Genomic DNA, 13,719 nt, shown 5'->3' with positions numbered 1-13,719 from the left:
AAAGTCATCCACCGGCTTTCCAGATGTTCAACAGATCACTGAGGATGGCGGATGCGGTTTCAATGGATCCGGCTCCCTTGCCCACCACGGTAACGTCTTCGGCCAGGTCGGTTTTAAGGGTGGCCACGTTAAGAGTTCCCTCTACAGCAAAGGGAGAACCTTCCTTAACCAATCGGGGGGAAACCTCCAGAACATCCTGGGATGCCTCACCAATTAATTTTATCAGGTAACCCTCCTTTTTAGCCAGAGCCATGGCTTCCGGAGTGATCTTGGATATGCCCTCCACCTTCACATCTTTCAGGGTGCTCTTCAGGTTCAAAACCGAATTGGCCAGTATAACTATTTTACAGGCAGCATCCCAACCATCCACATCCTGACTAGGATCAGTTTCGGCTATACCCAGTTCCCGAGCCTCGTTAAGGGTTTGTTCATAGGATGAACCCTCCTTGGCCATTCGGGATAGTATGTAGTTGGTGGTTCCGTTTAATATCCCATAAACAGATTCAATATTACTACCAGCCAGTGTATCATGGGCCAGGTTAATGATGGGCATGGCTCCACCCACCGAAGCCTCATACTTAAAGTTAGCCATGGTCTTATGGGCTGTTTCAGCCAGTTGGGTGAATGATAGTGCTAAGGGGCCTTTATTGGAGGTAACCACGTCTTTACCATTCTCCAGGGCCTTCAGCATATGGCTCAGGGCTGGTTCTCCATCTTTGATGTTGGTGGGAGTTACTTCCACCAGACAGTCATATTCAACTTTATCCAAGAGTTCCAAACCGGAAACACCCTCCACCCCATACTCCGGGTACTTTGATAGTTTCCCGGTTTCTGCCTTGGTTTCTAGAAGTAATTCTGGATCAAGTCCCTTTTCTGATACTGCAGCTCCAGAACGATCTGCGGAAGCCACAATATCCATCTGGAGCCCGTATTTATCCAGCAAATATTCATGCTTAAGGGATATTACCCGGGCTACTCCCTGGCCCACTGCACCAAAACCCAGTATAACTATTTTCATAATAATCACTTAAATTAAATCTCATTTATAACTAAAAAACCCTTCAAGTCCCCTATTTCATTTAGTTTCCTGAACACGTCTTGTTTAAGCCCTTCCCTGGCTTCCATGACAATCTTGGATGCGGATCTTTCTGGTGGATCTGACATTTTAAGGTCCAGATCAGCCACCCGTACTCCGGGAAGCTGATTCAGGAGGTTCACGGTATCCTTAAGGTCCTGGTCCACGATGTTACCCACCAAGATGGTGGTGATCTTCTCCCGGCGCAGGACGCCGTCTACTTCCATTACTTGGATCCCACTTCCCTCCAGATCGTCAATTACCCGATTTAAGGTTTCTTCATCCCCCTCAATGGTGATCTGAACCGGAACTTTTCCTTCATCAGTTTTAACATCTCTTTGATGTATTACCGCCACAATGTTGGCACCAAGGCGTCCTATAGGTTTTAAAACGTCTAATAATTGTCCTGGGACGTCTAAAAGTTCTAAAACAAGATTAAGTCTCATAATATCAACCTAGATTTATTTTAGGGTCTTACCCGGTCCATTTGCCCTTCTCAACTACGACGTTGCCATCCTCGTCTACCTGGGTGTTTCTGAGGATTTTGGTACTGTCCTTTTCCTGGGCCTGATCTTCACGTTCCCGGTTGAGGTTGTCCACAATGTAGTAGGTTTCCTCTAGTTCCGGAATATCCTGGAGTGCCTTACTGAATTTTTTTAATATTTCCTCGGCTTCCTTTTCAATCTTCAAAATAATTCCTCCACCCTGCATTGGATAACGTTGCTTCAAATTGGCTCAGATAATATGTGTAGGAGTTACTTTTCTATTAATTTTAACGAATCTTTCAGTTCATCTACGTAACTTTGATCCTTTAAAACTCTCTTTACAAGTAACTGATGGATACCCGAACCATATTGTGCTGCCTTTTTGGGTCGTTTAACAATAAACTGTGGAACATTTAACTCTGCAGCCACTTCCCGGAGGATGCACTTTCGCAGTTGGTCGGTATGATCACGTATCTTATAGTGAATAGGTATATCCATGGCCCTATTTATAACTTGGAGGTCCAGATAAGGGACCCGCAGTTCCACGCTATGGGCCATGGTCACCGCATCATCCCGTTCCAGGTTCACCTCGTAAATCTGTAGAATGTCATTCCATAATTCATTCTGAAGGGCAGCACCCCCTTCTCCATATATCTGCAGATAACGGTGATAACCACCGAAAAGTTCATCAGCTCCCTGGCCAGATAGAAGAACCCTTAAACCAGTTTTTGCCGCCTGTTCTGCAGCCATATAGACGGTCATTCCCACCCCCAGCTTCATGATGTTCCATTCCTCGATGGCCTCCAGGACCAGGGGAGTGCATCTTCGCACCTCAGATTCAGTTACCTGGTGGGTGTGAAGGGCAAGACCCATTATATCTGCTGCTTTGCGTGAAAATTCAGTATCAGGGGATCCTTTTTTTCCTACTGTATAAAGTTCCGGCTCAACACCAAGCTTCAGACATATCTGGGCCAGGATGGTGCTGTCTACTCCACCAGAGAATACAATACCCACCCTTTCCAGGCCCATAACTCTTTTTTCCACAGAACATATTAGATCATTTTTTAATTGAGATTTAAGGAAATCATGGGATGAATTATCTGCCGGAACCTCGGCTATGGCTGGTTTTTTTATTCGTCGAGGCAGTGAAGTCAGTTCCTGATTGTAGAGCATGAATCCTGGGTCTAAACTTTCTACCTCTCTGATTCCTACCTTCCATAGAGCTTTCCTCTCAGATGCCACTCCAAAAAGATCCTTTTGGGGATGTTTACCAAAAAACAAAGGTTTAACTCCCACCGGATCCCTCACTGCAGCCCAGTTTTCACCGTCTGATACCACAAAGGCGTAGTCGCCATCTAAATAGCTGACTAACTTTGGTAGGGCCGGGAGTAGCTGGCCATCATATTCATCCAGCAGGGAAAGTATCACTTCACAATCAGAGTCGGTCTTAAAGTCGTAACTTGAATTCTCCTTCAATTCTTTGAAGTTGTAGATCTCCCCGTTGGCTACCAGAACTCTTTTTTCATCCATAAGGGGTTGTTGAACTTCAGAGCCCACTATGGAAAGTAAATTCTGGCCCAGAGCCAAGGTTCCATTCACGGGATTGATCTTCCCGGTGGCACCGTAAAATAAATGACCATCGACATAGGCCCCGGAACCGTCTGGGCCACGGTGTTCCAGTCTTTTTAGCATTTCATTAATACTGGAACCAGTTACATCTCCAAATAACCCTGCAATGCCACACATAGAATCTTAATTATCCTCTAATCCAAATCCTAAATCCTTTAACTGACTTCTTATTTTATCAGATAGTTCCCATTCTTTTTTTTCCCTCAGCTGGTTACGAACATCCAGCAAAATGTTTAGAACATCATCAGTCCGTTCCTGTTTTTCTCCAGGCAAGAAATTTATACCCAGAATCTCTCCCCACTCTTCAAAAAGGATCTTAATTCTAGTAATAGACGATTTTGTAAAGATTTCATTCTGCATCTGGCGGTTTATGTTTCGGACGATCTCGAATAATACCGATAGGGCCTGGGGAGTGTTGAAGTCATCCTCCATGGCTTCTATGAATTTCTTATGGGCTTCATCCCAAATTTCAATATTTTTCACGTTGCTGGATCCCTCATCATCTAAATTGCTTTTAAGGAGTTCATCCAATTTTTTGAGAGTTTTCCTGACTCTTTCCAGACTATTATGGGCCTGGATCAGTGCCTCCTCACCAAAGTCAATGGGGCTGCGGTAGTGAGTGGATAACACCAGGAAACGGAAAACATCACCATCCCACCTTTGGAGTAACTCCCGGATGGTGATGAAGTTGCCCAGTGATTTGGACATCTTCTCTCCCTTGACATTTAAGAACCCGGTGTGCATCCAGCAGCGTACCATGGGCTTCAATCCCGATGCTGATTCCATCTGGGCTATTTCTGCTTCATGATGGGGAAATATGAGATCCAATCCTCCGCCGTGAATGTCGTACTGGGATCCGAAATATTCCTCGGTGATGGCCGTGTCCTCAATGTGCCACCCCGGCCTTCCCCTCCCCCAGGGAGAATCCCAGGAAGGTTGCTTATCTATTTTTTTCCATAGAGCAAAATCTCCAGGACTTCTTTTACTGGGATCCGGGTCCACCCGGTGCACAGTCAAGTCTTCCAACTTGCGGCGGGATAGCTTACCAAAATCAGGGAACTTTGATTCTTCAAAATAGACTCCAGTTTCAGTTTCATAGGCGAAACCTTTCTCTAGAAGAATTTTTATTTGAACTATTATCTCCGGGACGTGTTCAGTGGCACGAGCATAGAGATTGACGTTTTTCACGCCCAGGGCCTTCATGTCGGCCAGATATCTTCTTTCATATTCCCGGGCCAGAACGAGGGGATCTGTTCCTTTTTCCCGGGCACGTTTGATTACTTTATCGTCCACATCGGTTATGTTTTGAAGGTAGAAAAGACTGTAACCTTGATAACGAAGGAAGCGGGCTATACAATCAAAGGCAATGTAAGTACGTCCGTGGCCTATGTGACTGTCATCATATACGGTGGGGCCGCAAACGAAGAGTTTAACTCGATTAGGTTTGATAGGATTAAATTGTTCCTTACTCCGGCTCATGGTGTTGTAGATAAACATGATATCAGGTGGATCGATTTTTTAAGCAATATTAAAAAAGGATTAAAGGCCGAGATCGGGATTTGAACCCGAGTATCATGGTCTGCAGCCACGCACCTAGCCGCTCGGTCATCTCGGCACAGTCACTGTTTATTGGATATCAAATTTACTTCTTATAAATCCGAGTGTTATTATTTTCGTTATGCTAATTTCCTTATGGTAATTCTATTCAATACTCAATTTTGTGAATTCCTATTCTTTTTAGATTTCCTCTTAACAGCTTCATCAAACAGGAATATTGATTTTTCCAGGACTAACTTAGTTGCATAGTGACAGTCTTGGCGTAAATTAATAATATGGTGTTCTTTACCTTCAGAGCCAATTAGCATCAGAGGATAGTTCTGGCAAACCTGGGGGCGAGTATCGTAGATCCTACACCTTTTCTGCTCCCAATCGTGGAATTTACAGGGTTGGTCTTCTTTGAACCGGAAATGTTCCTGATAACGATGGTTAGGAATAATTTCATCCTTTAGAGATGGATTGAGAGTGATGATTGCCTTTAATTCGTCCCGGTGGATGAAAATAGGTGATGATTGGGTGCAGCATTTTCCACAGTGATTACACCATTCTGAATGTATCTGGGCCAATTCCAGATTGGAAGGGCCCTGGAAAAGTTTTAAACTGCTTATATCTGCCAGTTCTATTATTTCTTTAAGGTCCAACTTTTTAATACTAAATTTTTTGTATCTTTTCACCGGTCTTTTCTTGCGCATCCACTGCAGAACGTTTTTTTCAAACCGCTTCACTTCATCCTGTTTATCTTCATCCCACGCTTCTTCTTGTAAAGCGGCATTTCGGATACTTTCAAATAGTTCCCTGTCAATTAAATAATCCCTTAATCGGAATTGGCTCACCCCGCTCTATGAATTATCTCACCTTTTTCAGTGCATCAGTAATCTTAGAAATATCTTCAAAATCCAGGTTTAAGCTTGAAGGTAGGCTGAGTCCTTTTCTCGACAATTCCTCAGCATGGGGTAATGACACCTTTTTGTAGGGTTTCATAATAGTTATGGGGTAAAAGAAAGGCCGAGTATCTATTCCTTTTTTCATTAATTCATTTATTATACCGTCCCTTTTCAGATTAAACTCATCCTCGATCAGAATACAGTAAATCCAGTATACACATTTGGCCCAGGGCATCTCGGGATGTAAAGAGATCAGCCCATCATCCCGAAGATCCTTTAGCATACGGTGGTAATAACTGGCGTTTTCCCTTTTTTTTGCAATGAACTGGTCCAGTTTCTGCAACTGGGCTACTCCAATTGCAGCCTGCAGATTAGTCATTCGGTAGTTGAATCCGATGACATCATGCCAGTATCTTCTATTGGTGTTCATCCCATGATCCCGCAGGATTCTCATCTTACTTTCCAGAGTTTCATCACTGGTTATACACATCCCACCTTCGCCGGTGGTTATTATTTTGTTTCCATAGAATGAATAGCAGGATATGTCTCCAAAGGTTCCCACCTTTTTACCCTTGTATAGAGCGCCATGTGCTTCGGCGGCATCTTCGACCACGTAAAGATGATGGTCCTCGGCCACATCCATGATGGGATCCATATCACAGGGATGGCCGTATAGATGGACAGGAATAATGGCTTTGGTTCTACTGTTGACTTTATCCTCCAGGTTATCAGGGTCCATGCACCAGTATTCTGGGTGTGAATCAACAAAAACCGGCTCTGCATTACAATAAAGCACAGCGTTAGCAGTAGCTGCAAAGGTTAGGGTGGGAACAATGACCTCATCCCCTTTACCTATACCCAAGCTTTTAAGAGCCAGGTGGAGTGCAGTAGTCCCATTGGAGGTGGCAATAGCATGTTTAACCTGGTGATAGTCAGCAAAGCCTTCCTCAAATTCGCCGATGAATTTGCCTTGGGAACTAATCCAACTGCTTTTGACAGCTTCTATCACATTATTTAATTCATCTTCTCCTAAAAGTGGTTCCAGGACAGGTATCATACTGATTTTTTATACTGATTTTTTAATGAAATGGATAAACAGGAGTGAAGGTATTTTCATCAACAATCTTTATAATAAATAGATTCTTTTTTATTGATATCTTATTCGATTTTATAATGTCTGCATTTTGTTCTCTAAAACCAGGATTAATCCAATTAAAGCAGCTTTTAAACTAAAATGAGCACTTAAGTCTTAAAATAATAGACTGAATTAATTAAGAAAGAGATAAAAGTATAAAAAAATAGATCTTGGGAGATTTAGCATCATTGCCGTGCCCTGGCCACTTTACGGGCTATTACCAGTTCTCCAATGGCTATGAGGCCTACAAAGAATTTTTCAAGGCCTCCAGTAGCCCAAATAGCTTCTCCGAATGTTGAATTTTTAATTCTTCGTTCATAATCCTCAGGAGTAACTCTTTTTCCGGTTCTGCGTCGGGTTACAATGGCCGATGCTTCCATCAGTTCTTCCCAGGTAACTCCCTTCAATTCTCGGGTCATGGCCTCAAAGATCTTGTAAACCTTAACCTCGTAAAGGGTTGAGAGAGTTTTAACTATATCAAAGGTGCGTACCACTCCCTTCACCACATCCTCATCATCCAGGACTGGAATGCTAACCACTTTATGTTGAGATGCATTGAGCACCGCCAGACGGGCTGGATCATCCTGGTGAACGTGTACGATATCATCTTTACTGTGCATAATTTCGTTAACGTTTTCTTGACCTTCTCTAAGGCCCCTGGTCACATCCAGGGACGTGATCCATCCCACCAGCTTTCCCTGAGTATCAACCACGGGGGTGGTGAACTTACGGTGTTTTTCCATTTTAAGGGAGGCATCCACGATGCTATCACCTGGGCTGACTTCTATAAACTCCTTATCCATTATTTCCTTAACTTTCATCTGGCAACCTCTCTCAGTTTTAGGGCCCCCACTGGGCATTTGGTAGAACAAACTTCACATAATATGCATTTATCTTCATCTAAAGTCACCAGGTCTGCTCCGGCTTTAATAGCGTCCACCGGACAGTTTTCTTCACATACCTGGCACTGCACACAGGTATCCTGATCAATGAGAAGCTCCCTAGTTTTAATTACCGGTCCCAGTTCTCGTTCCAGGTTTATGGCCTTCTCCGGACAGACACTTACACAGGCGCCACAACCTACACAGGCCTTTTTGTCTATGATGGCAACTTCTCCATCTTCAACGGTAATGGCACCAGTTGGACAGAACTGAGCGCAGATAGCGTGAGATTTACATTTGGCAGGGTCCACCATAATTTCTTTCATGCGCAGTTTTCGGTGGGGGGTTTTCAAGTCTTGTATTCGGAATTCAACATCTTCATCCACCTGGGAGGTGCTTTCCATTACATGAACTGCACCCACTGGACAGGTCTGGGCACATATCTCACACTTAACGCAGTTGTCAAGTATGCGGGCCGGTCGGTTAGTGGTGGCTTCTTGTATGGCATCAACTGGACATTCTACAGCGCAGAGATTGCACCTCACACATTCCGGAGAAATGGTAATGAATTTGTCTTCCAGGGAGCCAGCCATGATTTCCGGGTGGAAGTCCTCTTGCTTCTCATCCAGATCCAGTGATTTAAGGGCCACCTGATTTTTCAGGGCCTCTTTTTTCTTTTTAAATATTATCTCCATGGATAACCCTCTATTTTTTGAGAAAACCTAACGAACCTATTTTCATTGATATATTTTTAAGCAACCTACCATATTAATACCCCACCCCATCCTCTCCACTGTACTAATCAGGGGATAAATCATCTGGATTCTTTAAGTGGGGAATATCCCCCTGGTAGGGCAGTCCCCTGCAGGCTCCATACTCCTGTATGCTGCAGGATGCAACGTAGTTACCTAAAACTCCTGCATCTTTTATATCATAACCCTGGAGGATGCCGTGGATAAATCCAGCGTTGAAGGCATCACCGGCGCCGGTGGTATCTAAGCAGGGCACCTCAAAGGCGTAGATCTGGTGATACTCTTCACCATCAGAAACGAAACATCCCTCACTCCCGTTTTTAACAGCCAGAATCTTTATATCGTAATTAAATAGGGTTTCAACCTGATCTTCAAAGTCCCGGCTGGGAAGCAGTACGTCAAGTTCCTGCTGATTTAATAATAGAATATCAGTACTGTTTAAAAGTTTCTCAAGGTTCTTCAGGCCTTGATGGGCGTATAACATTCCTGGGTCCATGCTAACTGTAGTATCCTCAGGAAGTCTTTCTAGAACCGCCTCCTGGGATTTAATTGAATCTCCTACAAATGAACTTAGGTGTAACAGGCTACAATTGGCAGTGTACCCATAATCAATTTCATCAAGCAATACCTGGTCGTTTACTCCGGGGTCGACATACAGGGCCCGTTCACCATCCTCATCCACAAAACCATGCACCATACCACTTCGACCCTCCTGCGCTATGATCAGGCCGCTGGTATCCGCACCCTCCTTTTTCAGGTTGTTTATTAGTAACTTACCTTCCCGATCAGTGGCTACCTTACCTACAAAGCCTGTTTTTAATCCGAGGCGGGATAATCCGATGATGGTGTTGGCAGCTGAACCTCCACAGGACTCGGACACGTTTTTGATGTAGGATTCTTCGTCCGGCCCGGCTAAACGGTTCACTTGGTAAATACGATCCAGATTAAGAGCTCCGAACCCAATAACATCCAAAATCATTTGAACAACCTTTTTAGTTGTATATTATACTGGCCTAGTTTTCCACCATAATTCCCGGCAGAAACTTTTAGAACACTCTTATAATCCAGTAAAACTTCAATTCCTACTTTCATGGCTTCCTCTACTGCTTCCATACTCCATCCATTGATGACAATCTCCGGAATATAATTCACCCCGGGAGGAACTTGAGATTCATCCTGGAGCAAAGTGGAAAGCGAGGGACAGTAAGGATGGTTGGTGGTGGGACCGATCCAGGGGTAGTTGGTCTCTGGCTTGGAAGCCGCGGAACATATGTCAAAGGGAGTGATCACTCCTTCCACCTCCTTGATGGCCCGTAGTGCCTCACGACCCCCATCCAGCACGGCTTCTTTGTCACGACACATGTACCAGAAGTTAGCACCCATAATACCAGTAGCGTAGCCTAACTGACGTTCGATTTTAAAGTCAGGAATGGCTATGGGGACCACAATCATGTTTCTTCCATAAATCTCTTCCTCCCATTCATAACCATCCCCGCAGTGGCCCACCTGTTTCATGGTGTCGATATATCCCTCTGGTGAGGGTGATGCGTTGAACAGGGTGGTGAAGGGTTTCACCAGGATGTCCTGTCGTATCCGGTAGGAGAGTTCCACCTCGAACTTCTCCAGATCATCACTACCATACCAGAACTGGAGAATAGCACCCTTTCTACCGTCAGGGGTGTGTTCCGGACTAACCCAGGATTCTATCCCGCCTTCCACCCGACCAATAACTGCTCCGGGTGTGGATGTGGCGTCGTAGGCGGCTCGGGTGAGAGTTTCCTCATCATCAGCAGTAACCAGGGCTCTGCAGAACATTCCACTAAAGGCCTCGGCGTAGGTATTATCCACCTTATCCAGATTCTTGTTTTTAACCATCCTAACCCAAACCTCCAATGGATTCACCACGTATATGCTTCCGGAACTCTCCACTCTCTGACTTCAAGCGTTCCAGGTTGTGAGGGGTGACCACCTCCAACTGGGTATGGGTGTGGGAGAGTTGAGGCGCCAGCTGGCTGTTTAAAGAATAACTTTGAAGGGCTTCTTGAGAATGGGCAGCGTAACTATCTGCAAATTCCAGTACTTTTTCGGTTCCCTCTCGTTTAAAGAGATCCGCCAGTAATGATAAAATCAGGGTGTTATTGGATATAACTGCCACCGATGCCTCATCCAGGGCGTAATTGTTACCATTGAAGGACACCGCCAGCCCACCTTCATCTTTGGCGAAGTGCAGTGGTTCTACATCGGTGATACTATCACCGATATAAATTAAATCCTCGGCCTGGTAACCGAAACGGCTCATTATATCCTCTACCGCCTCCTTCTTAGCGGATCCTCCCACCGGTTTAATATCATCCATCAGAGAGCTGATCCTCATCTGGGGTAGTTCTTCCCAGAAGATGTGTTCCAGATTTTTAAATTCAGGGTTTTCTACTGCCGATTTTTTAAGCTTCCACAGCTGATCCTTCTCATGGGGGTCTATTTCATATTTATCCAGATCCAGGTGGGTGTAATAACTGTTCTCCAGTGGGAATCCGGTTACCTGGCACAGGGCCTCTAGATACTGCTGGTAACTGGTGCTGACGATGAAACTGGGCAAGAGCTCCTGCAGATGTATCAGAGTCTTTTGAGCTCCAGGCACCAGAAGAACGTTTTTTTCGGAAAAGGTTTCCACGTTCTGGTTGGTGGCACCATATGCCTTTAAAAATGGAGCAATTAATTTCAGAGTGTTTCCAGCATTGTATCCCGGTCTTTCCATCTCCACCAGAATATCATCGTAGCGGCTCACGATCTGAAAGAATTTCTCACCCTGGGGTATGAAGTATCCTGCCAGTTCATATGCGTTGTCATTTAATGATATAGGTCCTTCACAATCAGATACCAGAAATCTATGGCCCAATTAAAGTCCTCCAGTAGTAAATAAAAATTAATCAGCGGTTATTAATTTAACAGCACGTACCGGGCAGATGGACTCGCATTCACCGCATTTAATGCATTTTTCTGGATCAACACTCACCACGTCGTCTTCCAGACTCATGGCATCCACAGGACATTTATTGACGCAAACACCGCAGGCCTGGCAACTTACATGGTCAATGGTAACTTCACCACTTCGGGGTCCTTCCACCCTTCTCCTTTTAAAGAGTATCTGGCCTTCTGACGCCTGAAAATACTCCTCGCTTAGCTCAATGGCCTGAACTGGACAGACTTCTACACATTGGCCGCAAGAAACACATCCTTCCCCAATGTGGATGGGGCTGGGCATTTCCAGTTCAATACAGTCTACCGGGCACTCATTTATACAGGCACCACAACCTAAACATTCCTCTTCCAAGACGGCAATTTCTCTGCGGGGGGAGGTGGCTTCAATTATGTCCCCCACATCCTCCAGTTCCAGATCACCATCCACCAGGGACTTGATTTCATCTTCAACCAGGCCAGTAACATCCTGGGTGAATTCGGCTTCCTGGTGCTGGTAACTGACTCGTCTGGCAATCTTTTCCAGGATGGAATCTATTTTAACTGCTTCCTTGGCCAGTCTTTCACTGTCCTTCTCCAAAAGTTCGGAAACGATTTCCATGGTTTTGATCTTGCTATAATTTTGATAGGCCTTCTTCCGAGAAGAGTACTTGATGGCAGTGGAGGGACAAACATCCATACACTCCTCACAGCGGGCACAGTAGGAAGGGTTGATGAAGGGTAATTTACTGACTTTCCCCACATTTATGGCTCCTCGGGAGGGGCATACCCTGGTACATGTCATGCAGCCAATACAGTCCTTCTGATTCACCACAATGGCCTTGCCACCCACCACTGATCGGGGGAGTATCTCACCATATTTAATGGCCTCGGTGGGACAAACCCGTGAACAAAATCCGCATCTGACACATTTATCTTCATCGATAACACTGTGTGCTTCTTCCGTTCCGGAGGATATTAGCTGTATTGCTCCAGTTCGACAGGCATCTACACAAGAACCGCAGTGAATGCAGAGTTTGGTGTTTATGTTAGGTATATTTTCCAGAACGGGTTCTGACAAAGTGGTTTCCATTTTTATGGCATCATAGGGGCATGCTTCCCGACATAAAACACAGCCAACACATTTTTCGTCAATTTCCACCTGATCGTAGGGTGGAACTTCATGTAGGGCATCCACGGGACAGGAGGATAGGCAGGGACGTTCCTGGCACTTTTCACACTTTTCATGATCAATTTCGTATTCCACTTCCACTTCTCGAAGTGGTTTGTAAACTTTTTTGGATTGGGGTGTGGTTTCGGCCATATTAACCAGCTCCTTGAGGTAGTTGGGATGGTTTAACCGTTATATGAATCACCCCGCCCTCTAAACGAGGTTCATCTAAAAGGAAACGGGCAACATAATAACCTACCACTCCAAATGGGCAGGTCTGATAGCAAGTACTGCACCGCAGACATTTATCAGGATTCCTTTGAACTCCTTTTTCTTTAGTGTAGGTTATAGCACCAGAGGGACATTCAGCTACACATAAACGGCAGTCGTTACATTTACCATCGTCCCAGGTAATAATTCGCATCTTCAATCGGTCCGTCATCTTCTGAATGACGTCCAGGATAAGATCGTCGTTGGACACTATATTCCGGGCTCTTTCCACCAGATCATCAATTGGGAAGTCCACCTTGAAAACTTCTCCCCCTGTAAGTTCTTTAATCTTCTCTTCTTCCTGTTCGATTCTTTCTTCCAGGGTGTTAACCACCATTTGAATTATCTGTTTCTGTTCTTGTACGTTGGATACGAATATGCCTTTAACTGCTCCTTTCACTGGACAGGTCTTCAAACATTCCCCGCAGCTGATACATTTGGCTTTGTCAATGATGATTTTGTTGTCCTCTTCAATTATGGCTCCTTCAACAGGGCAAGTGTTCATGCACTTTTTGCAGCGAATGCAGAGGTAATCGTCAATGGTGTAGGTCTTGTCCACCGGGAGAATAGTGAATTCTTCCCGGATAAGGTGATTCTCACCACAAAGCAGAGTCTTGGGATCGGTGGGGCACACTTCCGCACAGAATCCACAGCGGATACAACCCCGGTTATTTATAACTGGGTAGGTGATTCCTTCTTCATGACTATTATCCTCGCTACGCACCAGTTTAATAGCTGCTGGCGCCGGACAGGCTGCTGTACAGGCGCCGCAGGCGATACAGTTTTCAGGAATGACCTGGGGGAAGTCACGGAATCTTTCGGGAGTTTCCATGATCTCGGGGTTAGTTTTGGCTCCGGCGAAGCTTTCAGCCCAGGATTTTCGGGCGAATTCGTAGAGGTACCAGATTACAGATGACATAGGACA

14 protein-coding genes and 1 tRNA gene are annotated in these 13,719 nt (G+C 45.0%); all 15 read right to left on the bottom strand.

The features are described 5' to 3' along the window. Positions 1-4 precede the first annotated feature (4 nt). Positions 5-1,018, bottom strand: coding sequence for a homoserine dehydrogenase (locus FGU46_RS00840; protein WP_415926579.1), 1,014 nt, complete (start codon positions 1,016-1,018; stop codon positions 5-7). 14 nt (positions 1,019-1,032) lie between these two features. Then, a complete protein-coding gene (locus tag FGU46_RS00835) occupies positions 1,033-1,521 on the bottom strand; it encodes an amino acid-binding protein (RefSeq protein ID WP_286475556.1) in 489 nt (162 codons plus the stop codon). A 28-nt stretch (positions 1,522-1,549) separates the two neighbouring features. Next, positions 1,550-1,765 carry an Asp-tRNA(Asn) amidotransferase subunit GatC gene (gene gatC, locus FGU46_RS00830; RefSeq protein ID WP_286475555.1) on the bottom strand — a complete coding sequence of 72 codons (216 nt, stop codon included), beginning with the start codon at positions 1,763-1,765 and terminating at the stop codon, positions 1,550-1,552. A gap of 65 nt (positions 1,766-1,830) precedes the next feature. Then, positions 1,831-3,306, bottom strand: a complete 1,476-nt coding sequence (locus FGU46_RS00825; protein ID WP_286475551.1) for an asparagine synthetase B — start codon at positions 3,304-3,306, stop codon at positions 1,831-1,833. Positions 3,307-3,312: 6 nt separating this feature from the next. Then, a complete protein-coding gene (gene cysS, locus FGU46_RS00820; protein WP_286475549.1) occupies positions 3,313-4,686 on the bottom strand; it encodes a cysteine--tRNA ligase in 1,374 nt (457 codons plus the stop codon). Positions 4,687-4,733: 47 nt separating this feature from the next. Continuing rightward, positions 4,734-4,804, bottom strand: a tRNA-Cys gene (locus FGU46_RS00815). A 97-nt stretch (positions 4,805-4,901) separates the two neighbouring features. After that, positions 4,902-5,579, bottom strand: coding sequence for a YkgJ family cysteine cluster protein (locus tag FGU46_RS00810; protein ID WP_286475548.1), 678 nt, complete (start codon positions 5,577-5,579; stop codon positions 4,902-4,904). Positions 5,580-5,592: 13 nt separating this feature from the next. Beyond that, entirely contained in the window at positions 5,593-6,687 is a 1,095-nt protein-coding gene (locus tag FGU46_RS00805) for a DegT/DnrJ/EryC1/StrS family aminotransferase (protein WP_286475545.1), read from the bottom strand. A gap of 263 nt (positions 6,688-6,950) precedes the next feature. Then, entirely contained in the window at positions 6,951-7,586 is a 636-nt protein-coding gene (locus FGU46_RS00800; protein WP_286475543.1) for a CBS domain-containing protein, read from the bottom strand. Continuing rightward, positions 7,583-8,341, bottom strand: coding sequence for a 4Fe-4S binding protein (locus tag FGU46_RS00795; protein WP_286475541.1), 759 nt, complete (start codon positions 8,339-8,341; stop codon positions 7,583-7,585). The genes FGU46_RS00800 and FGU46_RS00795 overlap by 4 nt, the downstream gene beginning before the upstream one ends. 103 nt (positions 8,342-8,444) lie before the next feature. Beyond that, positions 8,445-9,377 (bottom strand): carbohydrate kinase family protein, encoded by a 933-nt coding sequence (locus tag FGU46_RS00790; protein WP_286475539.1) that lies wholly within the window; start codon positions 9,375-9,377, stop codon positions 8,445-8,447. Next, entirely contained in the window at positions 9,374-10,273 is a 900-nt protein-coding gene (locus tag FGU46_RS00785) for a formylmethanofuran--tetrahydromethanopterin N-formyltransferase (protein WP_286478467.1), read from the bottom strand. Before FGU46_RS00785 ends, FGU46_RS00790 begins: the two co-directional genes overlap by 4 nt. Before the next feature lies 1 nt (position 10,274). Then, a complete protein-coding gene (locus tag FGU46_RS00780; protein WP_286475537.1) occupies positions 10,275-11,294 on the bottom strand; it encodes a hypothetical protein in 1,020 nt (339 codons plus the stop codon). Positions 11,295-11,321: 27 nt separating this feature from the next. After that, complete coding sequence (locus FGU46_RS00775; protein ID WP_286475535.1) at positions 11,322-12,677, bottom strand: 4Fe-4S binding protein; 1,356 nt, start codon at positions 12,675-12,677, stop codon at positions 11,322-11,324. 1 nt (position 12,678) lies between these two features. Beyond that, positions 12,679-13,713, bottom strand: coding sequence for a 4Fe-4S binding protein (locus FGU46_RS00770; protein ID WP_286475529.1), 1,035 nt, complete (start codon positions 13,711-13,713; stop codon positions 12,679-12,681). Positions 13,714-13,719 lie beyond the last annotated feature (6 nt).

It is taken from the genome of Methanobacterium sp. CWC-01 (assembly GCF_030323845.1).
GTDB lineage: Archaea > Methanobacteriota > Methanobacteria > Methanobacteriales > Methanobacteriaceae > Methanobacterium > Methanobacterium aridiramus.
This window is presented reverse-complemented; position numbering and strand designations above follow the sequence as displayed.